22 protein-coding genes are annotated in these 25619 nt (G+C 42.8%); 11 read left to right on the top strand and 11 right to left on the bottom strand.

Annotated features, from left to right (window positions below; translation table 11 throughout):
- Positions 1-41: 41 nt before the first annotated feature.
- Positions 42-599, top strand: coding sequence for an isochorismatase family protein (locus tag AC6RGY_RS05435; RefSeq protein ID WP_499860307.1), 558 nt, complete (start codon positions 42-44; stop codon positions 597-599).
- A gap of 152 nt (positions 600-751) precedes the next feature.
- Here the strand turns inward: AC6RGY_RS05435 and AC6RGY_RS05430 are convergent, their stop codons facing one another.
- Complete coding sequence (locus tag AC6RGY_RS05430) at positions 752-1564, bottom strand: sulfotransferase family 2 domain-containing protein (protein ID WP_499860304.1); 813 nt, start codon at positions 1562-1564, stop codon at positions 752-754.
- Positions 1565-2073: 509 nt separating this feature from the next.
- On the opposite strand from AC6RGY_RS05430, the gene AC6RGY_RS05425 reads away from it, so the two are divergent.
- Positions 2074-2463, top strand: coding sequence for a VOC family protein (locus tag AC6RGY_RS05425; protein ID WP_499860301.1), 390 nt, complete (start codon positions 2074-2076; stop codon positions 2461-2463).
- Between the two features lie 407 nt (positions 2464-2870).
- Here the strand turns inward: AC6RGY_RS05425 and AC6RGY_RS05420 are convergent, their stop codons facing one another.
- The 3 genes from AC6RGY_RS05420 to AC6RGY_RS05410 form a co-directional block, all read right to left on the bottom strand.
- On the bottom strand, positions 2871-4745 hold the full coding sequence (locus AC6RGY_RS05420; RefSeq protein WP_499860300.1) for a RiPP maturation radical SAM C-methyltransferase: 1875 nt from the start codon (positions 4743-4745) through the stop codon (positions 2871-2873).
- A 116-nt stretch (positions 4746-4861) separates the two neighbouring features.
- A complete protein-coding gene (locus tag AC6RGY_RS05415; RefSeq protein WP_499860298.1) occupies positions 4862-5431 on the bottom strand; it encodes a hypothetical protein in 570 nt (189 codons plus the stop codon).
- Between the two features lie 782 nt (positions 5432-6213).
- Positions 6214-7425, bottom strand: coding sequence for a glycoside hydrolase family 18 protein (locus tag AC6RGY_RS05410; protein WP_499860297.1), 1212 nt, complete (start codon positions 7423-7425; stop codon positions 6214-6216).
- A gap of 522 nt (positions 7426-7947) precedes the next feature.
- Here AC6RGY_RS05410 and AC6RGY_RS05405 point away from each other — a divergent pair.
- From AC6RGY_RS05405 to AC6RGY_RS05395, 3 genes are all read left to right on the top strand, one after another.
- The gene (locus AC6RGY_RS05405; protein WP_499860296.1) at positions 7948-8634 is read left to right on the top strand and encodes an IspD/TarI family cytidylyltransferase; all 687 of its coding nucleotides are present in this window, start codon (positions 7948-7950) and stop codon (positions 8632-8634) included.
- A 1-nt stretch (position 8635) separates the two neighbouring features.
- A complete protein-coding gene (locus tag AC6RGY_RS05400) occupies positions 8636-9343 on the top strand; it encodes an SDR family oxidoreductase (RefSeq protein WP_499860295.1) in 708 nt (235 codons plus the stop codon).
- A 165-nt stretch (positions 9344-9508) separates the two neighbouring features.
- Positions 9509-10825: a CDP-glycerol glycerophosphotransferase family protein gene (locus AC6RGY_RS05395; protein WP_499860292.1), complete on the top strand. Its 1317-nt coding sequence runs from the start codon at positions 9509-9511 to the stop codon at positions 10823-10825.
- Between the two features lie 127 nt (positions 10826-10952).
- Here AC6RGY_RS05395 and AC6RGY_RS05390 read toward each other — a convergent pair whose 3' ends face one another.
- Entirely contained in the window at positions 10953-12554 is a 1602-nt protein-coding gene (locus AC6RGY_RS05390) for an alkaline phosphatase D family protein (protein WP_499860290.1), read from the bottom strand.
- A gap of 137 nt (positions 12555-12691) precedes the next feature.
- Here AC6RGY_RS05390 and AC6RGY_RS05385 point away from each other — a divergent pair, with 137 nt between their 5' ends.
- Positions 12692-13777: a tyrosine-type recombinase/integrase gene (locus AC6RGY_RS05385; protein WP_499860288.1), complete on the top strand. Its 1086-nt coding sequence runs from the start codon at positions 12692-12694 to the stop codon at positions 13775-13777.
- 76 nt (positions 13778-13853) lie between these two features.
- On the opposite strand, the gene AC6RGY_RS05380 is transcribed toward AC6RGY_RS05385, so the two are convergent.
- Both AC6RGY_RS05380 and AC6RGY_RS05375 read right to left on the bottom strand, forming a co-directional pair.
- The gene (locus tag AC6RGY_RS05380) at positions 13854-14273 is read right to left on the bottom strand and encodes an organic hydroperoxide resistance protein (RefSeq protein ID WP_499860286.1); all 420 of its coding nucleotides are present in this window, start codon (positions 14271-14273) and stop codon (positions 13854-13856) included.
- A 31-nt stretch (positions 14274-14304) separates the two neighbouring features.
- Positions 14305-14736, bottom strand: a complete 432-nt coding sequence (locus tag AC6RGY_RS05375; RefSeq protein ID WP_499860284.1) for a MarR family winged helix-turn-helix transcriptional regulator — start codon at positions 14734-14736, stop codon at positions 14305-14307.
- Between the two features lie 220 nt (positions 14737-14956).
- On the opposite strand from AC6RGY_RS05375, the gene AC6RGY_RS05370 reads away from it, so the two are divergent.
- Genes AC6RGY_RS05370 through AC6RGY_RS05360 form a run of 3 tightly spaced genes read left to right on the top strand, consistent with a single transcriptional unit; the run spans position 14957 to position 18266 of the window.
- A complete protein-coding gene (locus AC6RGY_RS05370) occupies positions 14957-15919 on the top strand; it encodes an AAA family ATPase (protein WP_499860283.1) in 963 nt (320 codons plus the stop codon).
- Entirely contained in the window at positions 15916-17034 is a 1119-nt protein-coding gene (locus AC6RGY_RS05365; protein ID WP_499860279.1) for a DUF58 domain-containing protein, read from the top strand. Before AC6RGY_RS05370 ends, AC6RGY_RS05365 begins: the two co-directional genes overlap by 4 nt.
- Entirely contained in the window at positions 17031-18266 is a 1236-nt protein-coding gene (locus tag AC6RGY_RS05360; RefSeq protein WP_499860278.1) for a DUF4129 domain-containing protein, read from the top strand. The genes AC6RGY_RS05365 and AC6RGY_RS05360 overlap by 4 nt, the downstream gene beginning before the upstream one ends.
- Before the next feature lie 99 nt (positions 18267-18365).
- Here AC6RGY_RS05360 and AC6RGY_RS05355 read toward each other — a convergent pair whose 3' ends face one another.
- Both AC6RGY_RS05355 and yneA read right to left on the bottom strand, forming a co-directional pair.
- Complete coding sequence (locus AC6RGY_RS05355) at positions 18366-18683, bottom strand: Mpo1-like protein (protein WP_499860277.1); 318 nt, start codon at positions 18681-18683, stop codon at positions 18366-18368.
- Positions 18684-18845: 162 nt separating this feature from the next.
- Entirely contained in the window at positions 18846-19127 is a 282-nt protein-coding gene (yneA, locus tag AC6RGY_RS05350) for a cell division suppressor protein YneA (RefSeq protein ID WP_499860274.1), read from the bottom strand.
- 202 nt (positions 19128-19329) lie between these two features.
- On the opposite strand from yneA, the gene lexA reads away from it, so the two are divergent.
- Complete coding sequence (gene lexA, locus AC6RGY_RS05345) at positions 19330-19962, top strand: transcriptional repressor LexA (protein WP_499860271.1); 633 nt, start codon at positions 19330-19332, stop codon at positions 19960-19962.
- Between the two features lie 137 nt (positions 19963-20099).
- Here the strand turns inward: lexA and abc-f are convergent, their stop codons facing one another.
- Positions 20100-21671 (bottom strand): ribosomal protection-like ABC-F family protein, encoded by a 1572-nt coding sequence (gene abc-f, locus AC6RGY_RS05340; protein ID WP_499860267.1) that lies wholly within the window; start codon positions 21669-21671, stop codon positions 20100-20102.
- Positions 21672-22081: 410 nt separating this feature from the next.
- On the opposite strand from abc-f, the gene AC6RGY_RS05335 reads away from it, so the two are divergent.
- Positions 22082-24073 (top strand): glycosyltransferase family 39 protein, encoded by a 1992-nt coding sequence (locus AC6RGY_RS05335; protein ID WP_499860264.1) that lies wholly within the window; start codon positions 22082-22084, stop codon positions 24071-24073.
- Positions 24074-24327: 254 nt separating this feature from the next.
- On the opposite strand, the gene AC6RGY_RS05330 is transcribed toward AC6RGY_RS05335, so the two are convergent.
- Complete coding sequence (locus AC6RGY_RS05330; RefSeq protein ID WP_499860260.1) at positions 24328-25506, bottom strand: pyridoxal phosphate-dependent aminotransferase; 1179 nt, start codon at positions 25504-25506, stop codon at positions 24328-24330.
- Positions 25507-25619: the final 113 nt, after the last annotated feature.

Here is a 25619-nt window from a genome sequence, read left to right as displayed (position 1 = left end):
CATTGATTTAGAGTAATCTCTAATAATAAGGGGTTTTGTTATTGAATCAAGCGTTACTTATTATTGATGTCCAGCAAGAGTTGGTGGAAGGGAATAAGGAGATGGACCCTGTATGGAATAGGGACATTTTGTTGGAGAATGTGAATTTGGTAGTTCGAAAAGCGATGGAGGAGCAGGCTTATATCGTTTTTATAAGGGATAGAGATGTCGCTGATGGTAAAGGTGAGGGCTTTGAGATACACCAAGACATCCACATGCCACCCGATGCGAAGGTATTTGATAAAACAGCAACCAATTCTTTTTACGGAACTTTACTATTAAAATTCCTACAAGATCATCAGATCAAACACCTTGTCATGATGGGCTGCAAGACAGAACATTGCATCGATACGGCAGTTAGAACAGCGACTATTAATGGGTTGGATGTTACTTTAGTAGGTGATGGACATTCAACCACTGATTCTACCCACTTGACTGCCGAACAAATCGTCAACCATCACAATGAGGTTTTGCATGGTCATTACAATGTTGATCATTTTTCCGTTGTTCGAACAGCTCAAGAAGCTTTGTTTCGACCGATTCACGATCGCTATCGATAGAATGCTCCTGGTTGTGGTGGGTTCGGATCGAGGGGATTATGTTTTAAACGGCAGTCTAGTTCGCTCGCTGCGGTAGTTGGAGAGAAAATCACCTATCATACGCGGATAAATTCTTGCAAAAGAAACAGGAGAGTATCCCCTGTTTCTTTTGCTTATTTCTGATCGATCATTCCATTCATCGGGTACTTGTATGTTTTGAAATCCTTAAAATACAACTTCTCAACCAATTTCAGAGTCTCTCGATCATAGAAAGTTTGATACGCATGAACGCTTTGAGGGAGAGTTTTTCTGTTATATTTCTTTTCTGCCAAGCAATTTTTTGCGTTTGGAGCTGCTCCTTTATTTCGGTGATGATTAGATTTCGTAATTTGCGCCAGTGGTGATTTTTTCAATCGATGAGTTTTCTCCAACCTCCTAATTTCTTGCGAAAATCTCTCTAAATAAATGTAATTATCTACCCACTTATTTTCTCCTTCTGTAAATTGTTGCGCTATATGAGAGTCGAGTACATGCTTGCTTGGTCCAGCATGGTGAATGTAGTATAGAAACTCTTTAAATGAAATTCCCTGGCCACGTTTTTTCGGACCGTTGATATATTGATCTATTTTTTGCCACTCCACTCCGTATTCGCAAGCGTGAAGGTACGAACTTACCGCTCTTGTATAGGGATTGCGAACCAGTTTGTATGTTCTTTTAGTCCGACGAGTGACATGAGACGCGAGACTTTCTAAATAATGCGTATCTTTTCCATAATATACTCCTCGATAGCGATGAACCCATGGATGATAGCGAAGTGCTTCCTCTAAACACCCCAACTGATAGAAAAACCATTTGGTAATCGTGGTACAACCGCTTTTAGGGTTCCAAAAGATAATTATAGGGAGCTTTTTGTGATACAACGGGCGATTCTTTCGAAAAATGAGTAGATCGGATAAAGGCTTTTTACTTGGTTTGTTTTTCAACATGGACACCTCAACTGAATCATCTTACAAAAACAAAATACATGATTCATAATGTTTGTAGTAATATAGTATGTAGAAATAGAGTTCATGGAAGTGTAGATATCACAATGAACATCTGTTTTATAGAAAACTAAACCCTGCTTTTTGATTCAAGAATGAATCGTCTACCTCTCCAACATGCATGAGACGACAAAGGTTCATAGTTGGAACGAGGAGATTTCCTGATACTTTAAAGATAATAGGCAAATCTATCAAGGTATAGTGATTAAAAGATGATTGAGTTCAAACCCATTCGATCATAGAAAACCCGCATGATGAGGAAATTGTGGAGGGGTAAGTGGGTCTGAATGATTGTGGGCACGTTCATTATGAAGGATTTCTCTTGCAAGAGCTTTTTTTATTTAACTAGCACTGTGGGCAGTATATTATCATTCATATTACAAAAGATAAATACAAGAAAAATCCAGGCAAAAACACATTGGAGATAAATTCAAACAATAGGAGTGGGTAGAATGGCAGTGAAGAAATTAGAGCATATTGGAATAATAGTAGAAGATATAGACAAATCGATTGCATTTTATCGGGATGTAGTTGGAATGGAACTACGTAATAAGATGACGCATACAGAACCTAGCATTACTCTTGCTTTTATGAATTTTCCCAACGCTCCCGAGACAGAAATTGAGTTAATTCATGGATTTAAAAACAATCTTCCTAAAGAAGGGGTAGTCCATCATGTTACTTTTACTGTGGAGGATGTAGAATTAGAAATTACTCGACTAAAGGAACTTGATATTCAATTTATCGATGAAGATATTACTACTTTGCCAAATGGTTCCCGGTATGTTTTCTTTTATGGTCCTGATGGAGAATGGGTTGAATTTTTTGAGCCTGCAAGTTAATATATGACCGTTTTTGAAGGGGATGATTGAAGGAAATCCCCTTCGTCAATGTAGTTATTTTACAAAACAAAGTAGATTCAACTGCAGTAATGACAATTAAGAAGAGAAGGCTATTGTATAGATACCGAAGGATTGAGTACACTTAGTCCTTATCTAACCCAGCATATCAAGCGATTTGGGGATTATGTAATTGAAAAGAAGAGCCCTCTGCCATTAGATAGGAAACTTGAATCTGAGTTGAAAATCGCTCAAGTAAAGGCCCTTAAAGGCCCTTTACTTGTTTTTCTATTCCTATGGCCATTTTTGTACTTATCTCGGACTTCGCCCCTCTAGCACTTTCCTGTAAAATGAAGAAAGGTTAGAGGGGCATTTTAATGGAAATCTATATCTTATTGGGAGAGGAAGGTTCATACTTTTGAATGAAGTAAGTCGAGCATCTCTTCCGGTAGGGTATATATACCTTCAGCAATGGCCAATGCCATATAGCGACCGCCTTCACTTAGCATCCATCCGTTAGCGACAAATTCATTTAACTTCGTTTCTATTTGCTCCGTTGTAAGGGTTATCCCTTTATTGTTAAGCGCTTTTTGAATACTACTTGCCGTTTTGATGTCATCTACACATTGATAGAGTGTAGCCTCCCATCCATATAGATCATGAATTTCGCCCTCTTCTTTTGTACGGTTATCGAAAAAGCGAATTCCATTGGGGATCTCTACGAAGCAGAAAAATGTCGCATCATATTTACCTTTCCATACATATATAGATTGTTCTAGCTCTTGTGTATAGGAAGACGGCTGGCGTTGATCATCATATTCAAACTCAAAGTAATAGGCCATTTGCTCTCTTTGCGCATCGGATAGACCCGTATAAATATATTTGTAGGCTTGATTATACTTTACATGGGTAATCCCGTGTTGATCAGAGTAGTCATAATAGGGACTGAAGCGATCCAAGCGAAAGGAAGCACACGCGATCGGTGGGTGAAAATGAATCAATTTAGGAATCATTTCTTCTCCTACGCACCGGTAATCTGCAGGATCTTCTCCTGGAAAGCCAAAGAGGATGTTCCACTCAGGTTTAATACCGAATTCTTCGCACCATTTCAATAAACGTACGTTTTGTAACATCGTGATTCCTTTTCTCATTCTTTTGAGCACATCGGTGATTAAGCTCTCAATACCTGGCTGAATGGAGGTGAATCCAGCTTTTTTTATTAAATCAATCTGTTCTCGTTTAATATTTGCTTTGGTTTCATAGAACAGATCGACTCCCAAATCCAGTTCAATCAGTTTCGGAATAAAATCTTGGAAGTATTTATAGTCTATGATGTTATCGACAGCTGCCATACTGGTGGTATGTTCTTGATATTCATTACGGAGGGTTTGGATCTCTTGAATGGCTCTATCCGCATTTTTGCTTCGAAAACGCATATTTAGGCCGTTTAATCCACAAAACGTGCAATGGGATTTTTCTCCCCACCAACAACCACGTGAAGTCTCGAAAGGGATAACAGGATGCAATAACGTGGATAGACCAGCGCTTTGGAACTGCTCGAAATAATCAGTGTAATCCGGATAGGGCAATTGATTCAGATCTGTTACCATGTTGGCCTTATGAGAGAAGGATTTATTTGTATTCGAAGGAGTGAGGATACCTGGTATATCATCAGTTGAATCGTTGTTTTCTAAGCGATTAAGCAAGGTAGAAAAGGATAGATCTCCTTCTCCTTGACAGATAAAATCGAGAAAAGGAAAGGCTTTTATCATGGTTGCTCCCATAGGACCTTCGCAATTTGCTCCACCCATTATAATCTTTTTTTGAGGCCATTTTTCTTTGATCCGTTTGGCTAGTGCTAGAGAGGCTAGGTTTTGTTCAAAGACCGAGGTAAAGCCGATAAGGTCAAAATCCATCCAAGGGTATTCCTTCACACAATCATCTAGATACAAAGGGATTTGTTGCTTTATATAGCGTAGGTTTTCAGGAGAAAAAATAGAGGGCATATAACCTAATTTCTTATTAGCGAATTTGAAATACTCATCATCTTTTTCTGTTTCTGGAAAAAGAGAAGAGGAGAAGAGCCACTCTCCAATGAGCAAAGCGGGAATGGTATTGGATATGTGATTAAATGTTGCAACACCGATATAATCAATGAGCTTAAGGTTTAAGAAGAGATTTTTACAAGAGTGACCTTGTGATTCGACCTGAGATTTTAGTAGACTGATTCCTATGGGTGGTCGTTCCAATGAACCAAATGGCATGTTAACAAGAACTACTTTCACAGATACACGTCCTTCCTGCGAAATATCGTATGTGAGTAGAGGAGGGGCAGTAAGCATGCACCCAACCTCAAGTAATATTCTATCTATTCTTCTCTATCATTAATTCGCCATTATCTTCAGCATTGAGAACGAATAATAGCAACAAACTCGCCCGAATTTAAGATTACTCGGCGCAGTCGATTGTTCACTGTTAAGTTTCCCTGAACAACAGCAGCAGCAGCTGGCCTTCCTGAAACATCATTAAAAAGAATAACTGCTCCTTCTCGTGATCCCAAACGAATAGGAGGTGCCTCTCTTAGCCCTCTCCCAACGGTAACTACCACGGATTGTCTGGCTAACTGAATCACGGAGATATTACGTGGATTGAATGTTTGCAGATCAATTGTTTGGATATTTCTCGTACCAGGGACGATATCAGGGGAGACTACTGACGGAAGTGGAGACACAGTGCCTGGGGCAGGGGCGACAGCACCTGGGTCCACAGTACCAGGGGCGGTTGCTCCCACACCTGGTTGATTAAAAATAGTGCCGGGTTGATTAAAGATGGCACCTGGGTCCACAGTACCGGGAGTGGGTGCGGGACCAACTCCGGGAGCAAGCCCAGGAGCAACTCCCGGATCAACAGTACCTGGATAGTTCCTTTTCTTATGCGCTAATTTCTTTTTACTAAAGCGATGATGACTCATTTTTCAACCTCCTTTCTATCCATTAGTACATTATATGGGGGTGAAAAAGGGTTGCTTGGATAAAAGGGATAAATAGTGATCTGTAAAATAAAAATAGACATGACTATCTCCTCAGATGTATGAGGTAAATAATAGCCGGAGATTCGAAATCCGTTTCGAATCTCCGGCTATTATTATGTCTTATCCAAATTTCGGATAGAGGTGTAATTATGAGATTTGGTATCAAGACGAGAGCAACCCCTCAATCTACAAATCTCATTATTTACATTGGAGAACGACTATTTTTATAGGAATATTTACTATATAAGATAATAAAAGATATTTATGAAGCGGTCTCTGTACCAAAAACAGAGGTTAATACCCCTCTCCTTCATATAGCCTCATATTTCGCTTATGAGGGCGTATTATTTCTTTTAGTGTCATAGGTCATTATTTTTCATAAAACCTCTTAGGAAGCAAATTTGAAGGCCATTTTTCTGGATCTCGCCCCTACAACGTAACAAAAGAATGATTTTGTTACGTTGTAGGGGCGAAGAGCAATTCAAGAGGACCAGTTACCTTTTTCACTGCCATTACGTCCACTACTTTTGAAAAAAGAACATTCGTATACTCATATGAGCATACGAATGTTTGATCACCGCACTATTTAACTTGAAGTATAGTATCTCATCATGATAATAAACCGAAAACTCTCCATCTACTTCAAAAGTGATTCTCTAGTAAATTTAAAAGACTACCTATATGCATGCGATCGCACATCTGCCTTACTCTAACTCTCTTGTCTAATCCTCCTCTGAAGTGAAAGGGTTTAAAATTGTAGCAAAAGCATCATCGAAATTCTCGCTATCTAAGTTGGAACTCCACATGGAGAGTAGTCCCATGTTATTATCCTCTGCAAAGGAAAGTAATTGACTGGCGTCTTCTGCGGAGGAGATATTACACACATCAATGGTAGCTCCCATCATATTCCAAATTTCTTCTTCTGTCTTTCCCGTAAATATCTTCTGAAGCTGTCCTTTCGTTGAGATTAATGCCTGTTGGATTTCATCAAATGTATCTGGACCGTCCCCTAGAAACATCGTCATCGGGTTTACTGCTGTTATATTCACTTCAGCGTTGTTCATTGTCTCTACTACATTTAATGCCCGATCAATCAAACCAGTCGTTGCCACTTCAAGAGTCAATGTTACTTGTAGATCTGGATGGTCATCTTGAATGGCAGCTACTACTGCTGCATTTCTCTCATTCGCATCCGTGCACGCCGCATAACAACCTTCCACATCGAAGTCCACTCGAGTAAGGCTATATTGATCGATGATGCATCGGTAAACTTCTTCTAACTCCAACTCATCTTGTATACAAACGTGTAGTGGAATATTTGCTTGGCCCCCAAATGAAAATGCAACATCCCCATTTAAGTTGTTTCTTAAATCGCAAATCTGATCAGGAAGCGGGAAGTTAAGAACTTCATAATAGTCCCCCCAGCTGGCCTGACACGTATTAGGTTTATTAAATAACCCTGAAACGACAAAAGCTAGATTATAATACAATACACCCGTTGTTGACGCAGACTCATCCGCAAAGCAATAAGGAGGCCAACAGGTCACTCCTGTATAAGGAGCAAATACCCGTTTTGGCCATGTTGTTTGGCCAACTCCCTCACGCACAATCGGAGATGTTGGCAATGTCGCCGGAAACCCTGGAGGAAAAGGCTTTGTAACCAACTCCCTGGCATCGTTGGCGATCAGTTGATTAATCTGATTGGCAACATGTTCAGGTTGCTCCATTTGAATTCTACACCCTACAAATATAACGCCTGGCATCGTCGGAAGGTCTGTACTTAGCCTGCGTAATAGTACATTGTAGTTCTCTGCTGGCTGGCGTACAATATTAATGAAATACTCTCTGTTATTTTGTAAGTTTGTAAGAACTTGATACTCTCCTTCTTTGAAAAGGATAATTTCCTGCTTAATATTTCGGAACCTTCGCAACAAAAGGCTAACTCTTGTTGATAATTGTTGTGTAGTCAGGCATCCCACGAAAAAACCCCTCTCTTCTATGACTCATGTACTAAAAGACAAAAATACTTTCTTATGATAGTAAAAAAGAGCGCTTCACATCTGCTTTCCTTTTCCTATATCAGTGTATGTATGACATTTCCTTTATATGAGATGAAAAAGGTTTCCCACTTTCCTCATCCTTCACTAAGCCCATTCGATTTAGTAAAGGTGGCTAGCGATATCCAAGAGAGTAAAAAAGGAATTGTAGAACATTTAGCCATATAGTTGAAAATTCTTCCCTTCTATAAACCCTACTTGCTTTCACTGGCTGGTATGAATTTTTAAATAGCGAAAAGTTCAGGCAACATGATTTGAGATCTACAAGTGGTTAGGAGTTTTATTCTCCTCTAGATACTGATAAGATAGGGAGGAAGAAAAGTTGGTCTCCTCCACCATCACGCGAAGGCTCTGATTTCCGTGAAGGGGAAAATCTGAAAGGAAGAGGTGTTAAGAAGCATGAAAGAAGTATCGATGATCATGCTTGCCGGCGGAATTGGCACTCGGATGAAAGTAAGCACTCCCAAGCAATTTTTACAAATTGGTGGGAAACCGATGATGGCTCATGCATTAGAAAAAGCAGAACGAATTGAATCCATTAAAGAAATCATCATTCCCTCACCCCGTGACTATATCCGAAAGACCGAAGAACTAATAACCAATCACGGCTTGTCGAAGCCTATTCGAGTCATTGAAGGTGGATCCAGTCGCCAAGGTTCGGTACATAAAGCGTTAGAAGTAGCTTCCTATCCATCGGTTATTATCCATGAGGCCGTACGACCATTTGTACTGGCTGAGGAGATAAAACGGTTGATTGAATGCGAAGAAGAAAATGCAACGTATGGGTTTGAAATCCCATTCACTGTTCTTCAAGGAAAAGACTTTATCGAGAAAAACTTGGACAGAGACCAATTGGTTAATATCCAGCTTCCTCAAAAATTCCATCGCGATAAACTGATGGACGCTCATAAGAAAGCAACCGCGGATGAGATGTCTTTCACGGAAGATGTAAGCCTTTTCTTCCATTATAACTCGGAGAAAGTAAAGGTCTTACGCGGAACGGAATACAACATTAAGATTACCCGTCCCATCGATCAAAAGATTGGTGAAGTGATTTACAAAGAATATATCCTAGGGGGAGAATAAGATGAAGACTTGTATTATCACGGGGGCGAGTCGCGGCATTGGCCGCGCCATCGCTCTACAAATGGCTGAGCGTGAGGATATTGAAAACATCGTTTTGATTGCAAGGAGTAGCGAAGGGTTAGAAGAAACCAAGTCAATGATGCCACCAGAAAAAAATGTGGATTTGTATAGTGTAGATCTCGCTCACTTTGAAGAGATCCAACACATCATTAATAAGATTGGGGAAAAATACCCATCTATTGACCTTCTTCTAAATGTTGCTGGTTATGCCGATCCAAAGTCGCTTTTAGAAACCACTTTGGATAATTGGGAGCTTACTTATCGGATTAATGTTCATTCCGTCTTTATCATGATTCGGGAAGTAGTCAAGTTTATGAAGAGGACAGGGGGCGGTATTTTAAACGTGGCATCGACGGCAGGGATGAGTCCTCGTCCAGGTTGGCTGTCTTATTCATCTTCTAAAGCGGCACTCATCAGCATGTCCCAAACCTTGTCTGATGAACTAGCGGAATATGGGATAAAAGTGTACTGTGTTTCTCCCGGAAGGTGTGCAACCGACCTCCGCCGTGCTCTGGCCCCTGATGAAGATCAATCAAAAATTATGCAACCCGAGCATGTGGCAGATGTGGTAGATAACCTTCTCTCAGAGAATGGAGTCTGCTTGGACGGACAAAATATTGTTATTCGCAAAGCAACGCAAACAAGATAGTCCTCTATCAAATAGGGACAAACATAAGAGTCGCCGTCTATACAGTAAGTTAGGCGACTCCCCTTCTTTTATCCCATCTTATCGCGGGACTACTAAGGAAAAATGAATGGTTTGTTAAATTAATATTTCATTTACTAACAAGAAATTGAAGGCAGGTGAAACCAAATGTTCAATAACCATGAATGGCTACACCTCTTCCTTTTTGTGATCGGTCTTTTGTTTGGAATCGTATTGGGTCTGGTCTTTCGCAAAACATTCAAGAGAATCCTGATATGGACACGACGAATTATTGGTATCATTCTGTATAATATGGCGCGACTGTTTCCGCGTAACAAACGAATTATCGTGTTTGGAGCGGAAAACGGTAAAGGGTTTCGTGGGAATCCCAAATATCTATACGCTGAAATTCAGAAAGATGATCGCTTGCGTTCAATCTGGATAATGAAAAATCGAGAGATGGTTACCCACTTGCGATCACAAGGGGTGGAAAGCTATTATTTTCATTCACTAAAAGGGATCTACTATCAATTACGGGCGGGATTCTTCATTCATTCTCATTCCATTCACGATGATTTTAACCGTTACTTACTTGGTGGAGCAACTTCCATCAACACTTGGCACGGTGTAGGGCTGAAAAAAGTATGGGGAGCCAATAAAAGCACCTTTACCTATAAGGCCTTACGTGAGAAGCGCCCCCTCTTTCGCCAGCTGAAACATGCGCTTGTCAAAACACAAGTGGCAAAAGAGAATTATGTTATCTCCACCAGTGAGCGCGTTTCATCTTATTATCCAGAAACCTTTTTGACGACAAAGGAATATATACTCCCTCTGGGACAAGCCCGCAATGATGTCTTCTTTGAGGTGTTGGCAGAAGAGCAAACCTTTCCAGATTGGATAAAAAACAACCGCATTATCACCTACATGCCTACCCACCGTAAGTTTGGCAAAATGGATGCGGACATTAATAAAATTATGGACTTAGAGAAAATTGACGCGTTCTGTGAAGAGCAAGGCTACACATTTGTTATCAAGCGACATATGTATAGTAAAGGAGAAATCCCATCGCTTAAGCATGTAGTAGATGTTAGCGAGGAGTCATTGGATCCACAGCTACTACTAAAATATACGGATATATTAATAACAGATTACTCTAGTTGCTACACCGATTTTCTCTTGTTGGATCGACCGGTCATCTTCTATTGTTATGACCTTGATTTCTATCTGGAGAAGTCCAATGAAATGTATTTCGACTACTTCGAAGTCACTCCCGGGCCAAGGCCAACCGACTTTCTCAGCTTGCTGAATGCCTTGCATGCAGCCGTTCATGATCATGCAGAATATGCGACTGAACGAGAACGGGTTCGTCATATTTTCTATGCAGAGGAGAACCAAGCACCTGTAACCAAAAAACAGGTTGCTTATTTTCACCAGAATATCTTCCGCTTAAGTACTCCTTTATCTGGTCATGAAGAAAGCAAATGATCTAGAGGAATAAAAAAGAAAGGGTGTAAAAGTAGCCCTTTCTTTTTTATTCCTCTGAAAGCTTCCTTATAGGTAATAGGAGAAATCAATTTTCCTAGCTAACACAACTGCTATCACTGTCTATCATTTACGTTACTTCCTTCGCTCCGGGCTCCCCTTCTTTTACAACGAATCGGGAACGTGTATGAATGGGAGCATGTGGCTTCTTTACATAGGGAAGCACACGATAATCTGTTTGCCATTCTTTCTGGCTAACATGGCAACGAACATAGCCACGTTGGTTATTGGCAAATAGGATGTGTGGATTGATTTCCTTCAAGTGATCAGCCTGCCGAATCAAATCATGACCATCTCCACCAGAAGAAATGGATGTTCCGACAAACTCTGTACCAATTGTAGCGGAAGTAGGGTCATGAAAGTCCTCCTTGATATCACACACCCAATTAGAATGAACATCCCCTGTCAGGACAACAGGATTGGCCACCTTCTCTTTTTTGATATGCTGCAATAAACGCTCACGGTTGGCTGCATATCCATCCCATGCGTCCATATTGACCAATTTCTCCCCCCGTTTTTTCCTAATTTGCTGTGAAAAGAAAACTTGTTGTGCTAGGACGTTCCAGCGAGCCGAAGAGCTTGTTAGCTGATCCATTAGCCACTTTTCTTGTGTTGATCCGAGGAGTGAGCGCCTTTTTGGAGGAGTCGGATCTAACGGTTTCCAACCGTCTCCGTGCCACTGATCGTCGCGGTATTGCCTCGTATCAAGCAAGTAAAACTGGGCCAAATCACCAAAAGTAAAGTAGCGGTAAATCTGCATACGAGACTTTCCTGGTTGCGAAAACAGACGGAGAGGCATATTTTCATAATATGCTTGGTATGCATCTCTTCTCTGCTGGATAAAATCACGCGCTGTTTTTCGTTGCGGTGTAACATCTGCATAATTGTTTTCCACTTCATGATCATCCCAGACAACCATCCAGGGGAAAAGTGCATGCGCTTGTTGTAAATATGGATCCTTCCGATACTGTGTATAACGCTTCCGATAATCAATGAGGATTTCGCACTTGCCTCCATCGTGCTCTCTCGCCTTTCCACCTAGAGGAGAAACATGTTGGTCAGCGCCATATTCATAGATGTAATCTCCCAGATGAAGGACAAAATCCAGCTCTTCTTTTGCCATATGTTCGTAAGCAGTATAGAAACCATGTTCATAATTTTGACAGGAAGCAAAGGCAAAAGATAAGCGTTCTACTCGTGCATCGCGGGCGGGTGCTGTCTTCGTCCTTCCTATTGGACTCTGTGCCTGTCCTACATGGAAACGGTAATAATATTCCTGTTCAGCAATCAGCCCTCTGACATCAACATGTACGGCATAGTCAAAATCCGGGCGAGCGGTCGCTACTCCTTGTTTGACTATTTTACGAAAAGATGGATCTTTCGCTACTTCCCATGCTACCTGGATTACACGATGTGGGTATTCTTGTTTAAAAGATGCATCTGGTACGATTCGTGTCCATATAATGACTCCATCTGGAAGAGGGTCTCCCGATGCTATTCCTACTGGAAAAGGATACGTTGCAAAATTTGGGCTGACAGGCTCATTCTCTGCGAATATGGTCGGCACATCCCATGCCATCGCTCCCAATGATAGGATTGCCCATGCACTAGTAGCTTTTAAGAAGGTGCGACGATCCATAGACTTCCGTAAGCGCTCATCAAGCAAATCCATTGCTCTCCCCCTTCTCACTTCATTACTTTCCTGGTTAGTCTGTTCCTCTGAAGGAATTTTTATCGCTAATTGGGATGCATAGCACTCCAAAACATGATATATATAGAAAGAACGTTACAAAACGAGGAGGGCGACTTGTGTCCCAAACAGAATATCCTTTTTCGCGTAGACTATCCCCTAGCATCAACCGCCTCGTCATTCAGTTTCCAGAAGATGTTCAGGAATTCTTTCTTGAGATGATCAGTGCGGATCGATCCCAACAAACCATCGCCAACTACGCTTATGACTTCGCCCTTTTTTTCGATTACATCAAAGAAAAAGGGATTGAGTTAGAGGAGATTCGCCCGCTAACATTAAAGCGCTTCTTTCGGCATATTGAAAATGGGTATGAACGGGTTGTACATGTAAAAACAAAGAAAGAAGATCGCAACAGTGGAGAAATAAGAGAAGAATGGCACCAACGAACCTACTTCCGCGAAAATACATATGCTGGGAAGCAACGAAAACGGGCATCGTTACGCTCTCTCTTTCGGTACCTGGTCAAAATGGGTGCGCTAGATAAAGATCCTATGGAAGAGTATGAGGATCGAAGTTTGCGTTCGCGTGCACAAAAACGTGTCCCTGTATTTTTGACGCAGGCAGAAGCGATTCGTCTGATCGACGCGATTTCTTCCTACCATCAGAAGAAGAAAAACCGCAAGCAAAACTGGTACGAATCTCGTGATCGGGCGATGATGCTGTTACTCCTAAACACCGGGATGCGTGTTTCTGAATTGGTTGGGCTCAATCTAAATAATATTCAACACGATCAGATCACGGCGCGCCTCTTTGTTTTAGGGAAGGGAGGAAAAGAGCGTATGCTCAAATTAAATCGCACAGCTTATGAAGCGCTCCAACAATACCTTCTCCTCCGCCCTGCTGATTCAGGTTCTCCTGATGCGCTCTTCTTAAATAAGAATCGAACCCGTATGAGTCGCAAAGGTGTCAACGAAGCGCTTCACAAATATGTTCGCGAGGCCAATTTACCACCTAAAGCAGCCAATATCTCACCGCATAAACTGCGTCATACCTTAGCCACGCTTCTACTTTCCAATGGTGAGAACTTGCGTGTCGTGCAAGAGATCCTTGGTCATTCCAGTATTCAAACCACACAAATTTATACTCATGTAATTAATTCAGAGAAAGATGAAGCGTTAGATCGCTTGGATCAACTGATGGAATAGGATCTCGAATAAAAACCAAAAGCCGACCACTCTCGAGTGGTCGGCTTTTGGTTTTTATTTTTAACTTTCGATTGGTTTAAGATGCTTTCACATCGAGAGATACATCAATGTTGCCTCGTGTTGCTTTGGAATATGGGCAGACTTGATGCGCTTGCTCCACCAATGCTTCTGCTTTATCTTGATCCACTCCAGAAACTTTTACTTCCATTTTAACCGCTAGTTTAAAACCGCCGTCGGTATCTTTCCCGATACTAACATGTGCAGTCACACCAGTTTCTACTTTCTCTTTCGCTTGTCGCGCCACCAAGTTGAGCGCACTATCAAAGCAAGCAGCATACCCTGCAGCAAATAATTGTTCAGGATTGGTAGCTTCCTCACCTGATCCACCAAGAGCAGAGGGCATACGTACGTCCAAATCCAATACACCGTCAGAAGAGGTTATCTTCCCGTTTCGTCCACCTTGTGCTGTTGCAACTGCAGTATAAATCGCTTCCATGATCATTTCCTCCTTATAATGTTCGTAATCGTTATCCATTTTGATTATGCTCATGAAGATGATAGAGCAACTGTCGAGCAGAGACGAGCAATTGCTGATGCTCTTCATTGGTTAAACCGCTTGATTGCATTACCGCTTCCGGGATGCAAGCAGCTTCTTCTTCCAATGACTCTCCTTTACCGGTCAATCTCACCATCACGACGCGCTCGTCCTCTTGTAGGCGTTTACGCGTGATCAATCCTGCCGCTTCCATGCGTTTAAGCATCGGGGTTAACGTGCCAGAGTCAAGAAAGAGCCAGTTTCCCAGCTGTTTGACGGTACATTCTTTTACATCCCATAGGATGAGTAAGGCTAAGTACTGAGGATAGGTCACTTCCATCTTCTCAAGGAGAGGTCGGTACATTTTCTGCATTTCCCGTGCTGCAGCATAAATGGCAAAGCAGAGTTGATGATCTAGGCGCATGGGTTCTCTAGATACCTTACTCCCTCCTTTCTTTTTTTCAGCCAAAATTAATTTGTGCACAATTAAATTGTAACATAGATTATTGGAGGCGCCAATCATTTTCTCTCCTATATATCTTCCCTTTTCTCTTTTTTTTAATCTCTCGAATTTGAGTCATTGTATTCTTTTCGGTATAATGGAAACAATTCGCTTTGATAGAGGATTTCTAGGAGGATGAAAAATGAGTACAGTTGCAGATGTTAGTCGTCGACTAAAAGAAGGCATGGGGAAAACAATCATTGGACAAGATCGAGCGATAGAATGGTTACTCACTTCCCTCTATGCTGGCGGACACGTTTTGCTAGAAGACGTGCCTGGTACTGGGAAAACCGCTCTCGCCAAAAGTTTAGCTACTAGCATAAACACCACCTTTGCGCGTATACAATGTACTCCAGACTTATTGCCCTCCGATATGATAGGAACCACCATTTATAATCAGGAAACAAATCAGTTCCAATTTCAACAAGGTCCCCTTTTTCATCAACTCATCTTAGTTGATGAAATCAATCGAGCCATTCCCCGTTCGCAATCCGCTCTGTTGGAAGCAATGGCAGAAAAGCAAATTTCCGTCGATGGACATACGCATATGCTGGAAGCACCATTCTTTGTTATTGCAACGCAAAATCCTGTTGAATCCCAGGGAACCTTTCCTCTTCCAGAAGCCCAGCTGGATCGTTTTCTCATGAAATTTTCACTTGGTTATCCCTCTCCTGAGGAAGAGCGCTCTATTTTTCAACTCTCCTATGAAGAGAAGCAACGAGAGATCCAGCCAGTGGTTTCTCCAGAGGAAATTATTCGTATCCAGCAGGCAGTAAAATCCGTTTCGTTTTCAGCAGACATGGAAACCTACCTGATCTCCATCATACGCGCCACTCGAGAGCAAGAAGGGATTTCTTTAGGCGTCTCACCAAGGGGAATGATTGCTTTAGGGCGTGCTGCGCAAGCATTGGCTTCGATCCGTGGTCGCACCTATGTGACTCCAGATGATATTAAAGAGTTGGCCATCCCTGTGTTGGCTCACCGTTTGGTTTTGGACCCCTCGCTTCAAATGCAACAAACGTCACCTGCAGAAATGATCGAAAGAGTATTAGAAAAAGTGACTACACCCGTAGAAAATGAAGGACAGGAAGCGAAAGTCCGATGATGATCTTATTTACCGTGTTATTTTTATTTGGTAGTACGTATCTTTACTCCGAATTATGGTTTAAATGGGTGCCTCAAAAGGTGAAATGTTCGCTAGAGATCGATGAAAAGCCGGTGATGGAAGGAGATTCAACCTCCGCGTGGATGGTATTAGAAAATCATTCGATTCTCCCCATTCCATGGATATCCGTGAGATTGGAATTTCCGTCCGGACTGATTCGTGAGGAAGATGAAAAAGGTGTGCGCTTTTATACCCACCTTCTCCCACGTCAACGGGTAAAGCGTTTCATTCCTATTACCTGTTACCAACGAGGGCTACACTCCTTGTCATCATTTGAAGCGAAGATTGGCGATGGAATCGGGTGGAGATATGAACGATTGGAAATGAGTCATCTCCCAAAGGTACTAGTAAGACCACGGTTTATTTCTTTTCATCAACCTATGCCCTTGACACAACTCGTTGGAGAAGTATCTGTTAAGCGCTGGTACAATGAAGACCCCACTCGATTTCAAGGGATTCGTTCTTATCAGCGAGGAGATCCATTTAAGCAGATTCATTGGACAGCATCGGCTCGTTCAGGGAATTTGGTTGTTAAGAAATTTGAAACCACAGCAGACGCTTCTCTCACCTTTATACTTAACGGGCAAACGCACTATCCTCACTGGTCTGGGACAGACCGTGAAATCATCAATGAACAGTGTCGGATCACAGCAACATTATGCCAACAAGCACAGAAGATCGGCCTTCGTTACCGCTTGGTATCCAATCTTTCTTACCAGGGATCATCTAGATTGAAAACGAAGCTGGGTTCTGGATTGAGTCATTTTCACCATTTACATCAATTACTAGGTGAACTAAGTTCTCTCGCTCCATCTCCTGGACTATCCGCTGTAAAAGAGGTAACGGTGGGAGAAGAGGGTGCTCATACGGTGATCTTTCTGACCTCTTATTGGGAGAAAGGTCTGGCACAGGAATTGCAGTCTCTCAAAGCCCAAGGCCACGAGATAAAGGTAATCTTTTTGTCTCGCCTATCCGCGCCTCCTCTCTTAGAGGGTTGGTCTGACCCTGTCACCTTTTATCCGTTAGAAGGAGAAGGGAGGAAGAAATCTTCATGAGGCATCAGACACTCTTTTTCCTCGCCTTACTCAGTCACGCTCTATTAGCCACTGTTATTTTCGGTTTCCTCAGCAGTGGAGTATTTGCAGGAATACGAATGCTTCCTTGGTTTGCCTGTCTACTGTTTTTGATAGCTGGTACTTATCATTGGCTCAGTCGTCGTCTATCGATCCGCGTTCATACCCTGCTATATGCTCTTACTCTTTTCGGTGGTTGGGTTGGATATCAGTGGATTTGCGGTTGGCAAAACCCCTCATTGATCTTCATTCAAGGGATAGTGGGTTTATTCTTTTGGTACCGTATACAAGAAGCACATCACCATGAAAGGTTTTTGCGTGAGCACTTGGTTGATGCCATGAAGCTCGACTTCATTATATTATTGATCATGAGTGGAACAAGTTGGATCTATACGGTTGAAGATGGACTGCCTACACTCCTCGTCCCAATGATTTTCTCTTTTTTTCTTGTGCGGACACTTGCTTTATTTTATGCCAATCGTGTAATCCAGGAAGATAGCAAAACACGGAGACCGAACGGGTCCTTTTTCGTGATATGGTTCTTGTTGCTTGCCTTCCTCTTCTGTTTATCTGTGCTCAGCGGTGGAAAAATAGTTAACCAAGCATTACAAGCTCTCAGTATTTTGCTGAGCCCCATTTTCTATATCGTCGGGAGAGGAACGGAGTCACTTTTCTCCTTAATTCCTTTATCTGGGGCAGATACATCCGACTGTGTCCTTTATGTAACAGCGGATGAAGTTGCCGAATTAACAGAGGAAGAATTGGCTAACTGTGAAATTATGTTAACATCTGGAGATGCTGAGTTACCGCCTGAAAAGGAAAGTAGTCAGAATCCGATTTGGCTCTATTTCCTTTTCACTTCACTTTTTGTTCCAGCTCTTATATGGATTATGAAGAGAATTAAGCATCGTCAAACGAAGGGATCTCCTCCTTTGCTGAATCAGAAGATAGAAGAGCGTTCTTTTCTTTCGTTCTCTCAATTCCGAAAAAATGTGGGTGTTTCTACCTGGCCCTATAGTCCTTTGGAAGGAAGGGTTCGCAAGCAATATGATCAATTCCTTCAGCGCATGCGTGCAAAGGGACTAGCGAGAGATCATTCTGAGACGGCGAGAGAGTACGCTGTTCGCTTAAAAAAAGAAAACCCCTCGATAGCTCCCGAAATCGATCCTTTGACCGATCAATATATCGAAGCACGATATGGCCGTAAGGAGTAATAAAGTTCATGAACAGGAAGTGATTTTTTCACTTCCTGAACGAAAAAAGCGATGCCATCATAGGCATCGCTTTTTTATGGCCGTAATCTGAAAGCGTTTTCATTTTTGTCCAGAAGGCGAATGTTCATTTGAAGTGCTAGTGCTCTCTTCCTTCTTCCCCCATTTTTTAATCCACCAAAGTACCCCTGCAAAAAGAAACAGAGGATTGGAAAAGAACGATGGTTTCTTCCCTTCAAAGGCATGACCAACAAATTGCAATATCCATCCAATGATAAATAAAAGGAGTGCTATTTTCCATTGAAAGAAAAACCACGGTAAAGAGAGGACGATCATCGGAATGCCGATGGCATGTGTCAGTTTGTTCACCGGATGTTGATGATCTTCACGGTATTTTTCTAGTAGGCTCTGGATGTTCACTGAGATTCCTCCTTTTTACTCTACACTATGCTTCTATTTGCTCTTTCTGCATAAAAACCTGCTTCAGAAAATAAAGAAAATAAAAGGAGAACGAACTTTCGCCAAATCAGAAGGATCGCTCTCCCCTGTGTCGAATTAGGAACACAAAGAGGACTGCTATTTTTATTTCCCTTTGCTCAATGGCACCTTTAAGGTTTGACCTGGATGAATGATTCCGTCGTGAATCTGATTTATCTCTTTAATATCGGCGATGACCTCCCGAATATCTGTGCTCTCATCGGAACGAACTCGTGCTATTTCCCATAGTGTATCCCCTGCTTGCACCTTCACTTCAACTGTGTTGGGAAGAGGGTCATTGGCGATCACTTCGCTTCTAATGAAGAAAAAGAAAAGGAAACAGCCTAAGAGGGTCAATAGTAAGCTTGTCCTTCGGTTTCGAATCAATGAGCACGCGCTCCTTTCACTCATTTCCGCTAGTTTGTACAAGCATATGTTTGTACTTATAACGTTATACTAGAACTTACGTTCCGTCAAGGGGTTTTTCGAACTTATGTTTGCGCTTTTCTTCACATTCATGTATACTTTGGTAAAAGAGCAACTCACCTATAACTGAGTCCACTATTCGTACTGAAGGGAGATGAGCACATTGTCAAAACTCTCCGCTCGTCAACAAGCCATACTCGATTTTATTAAAAGTGAAGTACGAGAAAAAGGATATCCCCCATCGGTTCGTGAAATCGGTGAGGCAGTTGGACTAGCGTCTAGCTCCACTGTGCATGGGCATCTTGCTCGCTTGGAAGAAAAAGCATTCATCCGACGCGATCCTACTAAACCACGGGCCATTGAGGTGCTCGATCCACATCGTTCCGGAGATGATTCTGTGAAGCAACAGGATGCGTCAGTGCTTGTTCCCTTGATTGGGAAGGTTACAGCTGGTGAGCCTATCACAGCAGTAGAGAATGTGGATGAGTACTTACCGCTTCCGCTCCAAATGATCGGCAACAAAGATGCTGTTTTTCTCCTTACCGTTCAAGGGGAAAGTATGATCAATGCCGGTATTCTAAACGGGGACAAGCTGATTGTGCATCAGCAACAGTCGGCTAATAATGGAGATATCATCGTTGCGATGACGGAAGAAGGCGAAGCAACAGTGAAGCGTTTATATGTAGAAAAAGACCATATTCGACTTCAGCCGGAAAATGATCAAATGGAAGCCCTCCTTCTTCCTCAAGTAACCATCTTAGGAAAAGTAATCGGACTATTACGTACAAGCATGTAAGAAGAAAATTGAAATAAATAGAGACAAGCCCTGAGGCTCTTTTGGAACCTCAGGGCTTGTCTCTATTTTAGCCGATGTAAGGTGTTTGCGTATGAAAGAATCGGATATCTCCAATACGATTATGCGCATTCATGAACCTATTGTTCGAACTGTTTTTTCTCACACAGTAATTGCTGAAAGCGTTCTTCCAACGCCTCCTTTTGCGAAGGACTGGTAGCAAGCAGACTGATCACTTCTGCAAGTTCATGCTCAATCATCATTCTTCTGCTCTCTGTCGCTTGTGGTTTCAACTGCGGACTACTTTCCCTTTTCTTATACTCTTCCCATGATCCTGTAAAAGTTTGGATTCTACCGCCTTTTAAATGGATTACTTTCGTGGTTACGCTGTGTAGAAGCCGTTGATCATGCGAAGCAAAAACGACGGTTCCAGGAAAGTGAGTGATCCATTCCTCTACAGCTTCCATTCCAACCAAGTCTAAGTAATTCGTGACTTCGTCCAGTAGTAGAAGATTCATATCGCTCAGGAACACTTTAGCCAGTCCAACCTTCACCCTTTCACCTCCACTAAGGAGGGATACTTTCTTCTGCCAATCATTCGGACGAAACGCGAGGCGTGCTAAAAAAGTACGAACAAGGGATTGATCCCATATGCTTGATTCTATAACATTTTCTAATATCGTCCGTTCTTCATCCAGGATATCTAGGTTTTGCTGAAAAAATCCAGGCTTCACTTCTGGAGATAAGCGAAGCGTAGAATCTGGATGGAAGAACCTCTGCAAAAGAGTCGTTTTGCCGGATCCATTCTCACCGATCACAGCTACTTTATCTCCAGAAGTGATGATCCAATCACTCGGTTCCCATAAACTCTTTCCTTCCCGCTGTCCGGCAAAGCCTTCAGCACGGACAAGAATTCTTTTTTTCATGGAGAGATCACGCGGAACAACCATTTTCATTTGCGGAAGGGAAAGAGGTTTTTCTATTTCCTCCAATTTTGCAAGGCGAGCTTCTAACACGCGTATAGACTGGTGGATCGATTTTTGTTGAGAACCTTTCCCTGCTTTTTGCATTCTGGATTCCGACGTGCTTACCTTAGAAGGCTTTATCATCCGTATCGCTTGATCCCTTTTCTGTCGGAGTGCCTTTTCTAATTGCTCCTTTTTTAGTTGAGCTTGCTCATACTGCTCAATGTGTCGGGCTCTTCTTCTTTCTTTTTGCTCTTGATAGGAGCTATAATTCCCCCTAAATACAGAGACTGTCTGCTCTTCAATCTCCCAAATCGTCGTACATATATCGTCTAATAATTGGCGATCGTGAGAGATAAGTAAGATGGCCCCTTGATAGCGGGACAATCGTTGTTTGAGCCACTCGATTCCCTTCTGATCTAGATGAGATGTTGGTTCATCTGCTAACAATACATCGGAGGGTGAACCCAAAGCCTCATGAATACGCATTCGTGTCTGTTCCCCGCCACTCATCTCCCGTTTCTTGTCATTCCATTGAGAAATCGAGGCGACCTGACATGTCCGGATAACGCTCCCTTCATCCAATGCTTCTTCGCCTATCAAAACCTTGAATAAGGTGGACTTTCCACTCCCATTTAATCCAACAATGCCAATGCGATCCTGTTTGTATACTTGAAGGGAGGGAATCGAAAAAAGCAGGCGTTCTCCCCAACTTTTCTTTCCATTTTTTATTTGTAGTAACAACATAAAAAGCCTCCTTGTCTTTTTTCGGACAGGAGACCGTCATCGCAGTTTTTAAGCAAAAACAGGCCATCTTCACTAGGCGCGAATGCACATAATGATTCCGTTTTTGCTTTGTCATTGCACAGACGTATCTCTATCCGCAAAGATTACTCCTTAACTGAAACGATTTTTTTCAGTGGAATCGGATTAGAGAATCATCTGTACAACGTCACCCTTTCTATCATGAATAGGGAAAGTATAACACAAAGACAAATTATTTCACAAGGTTGAACAATGAAATATCCTATCCTGCATGCTCTAAAGGATTCGTTGAAATCGCCCGCTTGACACCTTACTGACATCCTACTGACATCTGCCTACTCTATTCTTAGGGGTAAAGGGCTTTTCAGAAGGAAGACCCGGGAGGAACAGTGATGAAGAAGCAGGTCAAGCAGTCGATTCCACTCATGTTTATTATCAGCCTTTCGTTTGCTCTCAATCTCCTATTTATCGGACAGGATGGATACTCCAATCTCTATTATGCCGCCACCGTACGGAGTATGTTGGAAGGGTGGCATCAATTCTTTTTTGCCTCGTATGATTCAGCTGGTGTGCTCTCAGTGGACAAACCCCCTGTTGCATTCTGGATTCAATCGCTATCGGCTCATATCTTCGGCTTTTCTGGATGGGCACTCCTCTTCCCGCAAGCACTCGCTTGCGCATTCTCCACATTTATGCTCTATCTCTTGGTAGGTAAAAGATTTGGAAAGAGGGCAGGATTGCTTGCGGCATTGTTATTTGCAACGACTCCCATCACCGTGGCGGTCTCTCGCACGAATAACCCCGATAGTATTCTAGTGGCCACCTTATTGCTTGCAACATGGTTACTTTTTCGTGCAATCGAAAAGAAACAAGTGCGTTATCTATTCATCTCAGCCGCTCTCATCGGCATCGGTTTCAACATTAAAATGCTCCAAGCCTATTTGATCCTTCCCGCATGGTCCCTCACTTATTTGCTCTTCGCCAAAGAGACTTGGATGACAAAGTTTCGCCACCTATTCACTAGTGGTGTACTGATCCTCCTACTCTCCTTCTCATGGGCCCTCACCGTCGACACGATTTCCCCCCAGGAACGCCCCTATGTGGGAAGTACAGAAACCAATTCGGTAATGGAGCTTATTTTTGGTCACAATGGAATGTCACGTTGGGAAGGCATGGGTGGTGGCAACCGTGCAGGTGGTCCTCCTTCTGCTGGCCTTGGACAAGGAAATCACGGTGATGGAGGCATGGGTGGTAAGCAGGTCCAAGGAGCTCCAAACCAAAGAGACCACAACCAAGGAGCAATGACACCTTCTCTACAGAATCCGCTTCCTGCACAAGATGGACATGGGAGAGCCGGAGGCGGTGGTGGCAATGAGCGTGGGGAATCCAGTATCCTCCGTCTAGTAAATGAGCAATTGCGCGGACAAATCAGTTGGTTCTTGCCGTTTACGCTGTTTTCATTCTTTGTACTCATTCATAAGGCCACATGGAGAAGAATATCGGATTTTCGCCCCTCCCAACAGATGGCCCTGTTCTGGTTGATATGGCTTACTCCTATGATCGTGTTCTTCAGTTATGCAGGTTTTTATCACCGCTACTATCTCAACATGTTAGCACCGGGCATTGCTGCATTAGCAGGAGCTGGTTTGATTGCGATGTGGAACGACTTCCGCGAGCAAACTCCTACAAAGAAGTGGTTTTTACCCCTTGCATTACTAGGTACGGCTTTCTATCATATTGGGATTGTCTCCTCCTACGAAGAAATTCGTACATGGTTGATTCCAGTCATTCTTGTCTTAACCGTGGGTGCAGGTGCTGTGTTAGGTTTCTTGTTTATTCGACAACAAAAACCAGCGTTGCAGCGGATAGCTCTTCTATTCACCATAAGTGGCATCTTGATTGCTCCTGTATATTGGGCGCTCACTCCAGCCCTCTATGGAGGGAATGCCAGTTTACCTATTGCAGGTCCAGAATTAGCCCAAGATCGTGGGCGGGATTTGGGTGTGTTTAATGAGACGCTCACCCACTATTTGGTCTCTCAGTACGACGAAGGAGATATTCTCGTGTTGGGGGCAAGTCAAGATGAAATCTCTCCTCTCATCATCGAAACGGGGCTACCGGCGATTGCCTATGGTGGCTTCATGGGAAATGATCCAGCACTTACGGTCGCTGAGCTAGAAGAAATGGTGGCGAGTGGCAAATTGGAGTACGTCCTCGTCAATGAAGAAAGCCAACGGACGCGAGGGAACGGAGAGATCCAGGAGTGGATTCTTGCACACGCTGAACCCGTTGATTCTAGCCTATGGGAAGAAGAGATCGAGGAAGGGACTGTACTTCAACGCGGACCTGCAACATTGTATCGCTTTCAACAAGGGGAAGAATAAAAAAAATTCTTGTGATACTGCCCCATCATCTCAGTAAGGCTTTTTTTCAATAGACTGCTCTTGTGAGCATCCGTCCAACGAGAATGAGAGCAGTCCGAAACAAAGAGAGGTTATTGCCAGAAGATGTCTAGAATCCACGACGAGGGATTAGCGGGGCATGAAAAACTTCGAGAGTATGGCCATTTAGACCTACCGTTCCCTTGCCTACCGCGTATTTGTGTAAAGAAAAAGCGCCCTATAGAGGCGCTTTTTCTTTACGAATGGGAAGCAAATCGTAGAATGCGAGCAACAGCACTTTCTAGCTGTTCCATCGAAGTTGCATAAGAGAGTCGGATGTGCTCATCTGTTCCAAATGCAGAACCAGGGACGACTGCCACCATTTCTTTTTCCAAGAGTTGTTGCGCCCACTCACCTGAAGTACGAAGACCTTTGGCTTTCATGGACCCCGCCACATTGGCATAAACATAAAAGGCGCCTGCGGGTGTGTTCGCTTCAATTCCTGGAGCATCCTTTAGAGCATCAACGACGAAGTCGCGTCGCTCCTTAAAGGCGGAGCGCATCATGTGAACCGGTTCTTGTGTTCCTTCCAAGGCCGCAATGGCTGCATATTGGGCAATCGAAGTTGGATTGGACGTGCTGTGACTGGAGATATTGCTCATCGCTTTGATCAGTTCGGCATTCCCAGCTGCATAACCAATGCGCCATCCGGTCATGGAATACGTTTTGGATACGCCATTAATGATGAGGGTATTTTGATAGAACTCTTCTCCGAGACTAGCCATGCTAACATGTGGATCCCCACTATAGATGAGGTGTTCATAAATTTCATCCGAGACGACCAACACCTCATTTTTTAAACAAACACGTCCCAGAGAAGTAAGTTCTTCTTTGCTGTAGACAGCCCCTGTGGGATTGGAAGGGCTGTTGAGAAGAACAGCTTTTGTGCGCTTAGTGATGACTGCTTCTAACTCTGGAGCGGTGATCTTAAACCCATTTTCTTCTTTTGCAGGCAAAATGACCGGAATCCCTCCCGCCAATTTCACCTGTTCCACGTAGCTGACCCAGTATGGCGCAGGAATGACGACTTCATCTCCTGGGTCTAAGAGGGCCTGAAACAAGTTATAAAGCGCGTGTTTGGCTCCCACGGTGACAACAATCTGCTCTGGATTGTAATGAAGGTTATTGTCTCGTTTAAATTTATTGATAATCGCTTCTTTCAGCGGAGCAATTCCTCCGGCAGGTGTATATTTGGTATGGCCCGACTTCATTGCATGAATGGCCGCATCCATAATATGCTCCGGTGTATTAAAGTCTGGTTCTCCTGCTCCAAGTCCGATGACATCCTGCCCGCCTGCTTTTAGCGAACGTGCCATCGCTGTTATGGTTAACGTAATCGAAGGTGCTACTTGCCCCACTCGTTGTGAAAGTTTCATACCAATCCTTCACTCTCCTTTAAGCTACAAGACATCGACTGATCTTCATATGTATATGATCTTGACATCAGGCTGTGTTTTCATTAAAACGTATCCGTTTCAACAAATCAAGT

This window comes from Mechercharimyces mesophilus (genome assembly GCF_059818345.1).
Note: the sequence above shows the minus strand (reverse complement) of the source record. Positions and strands in the feature narration are given on the sequence as shown.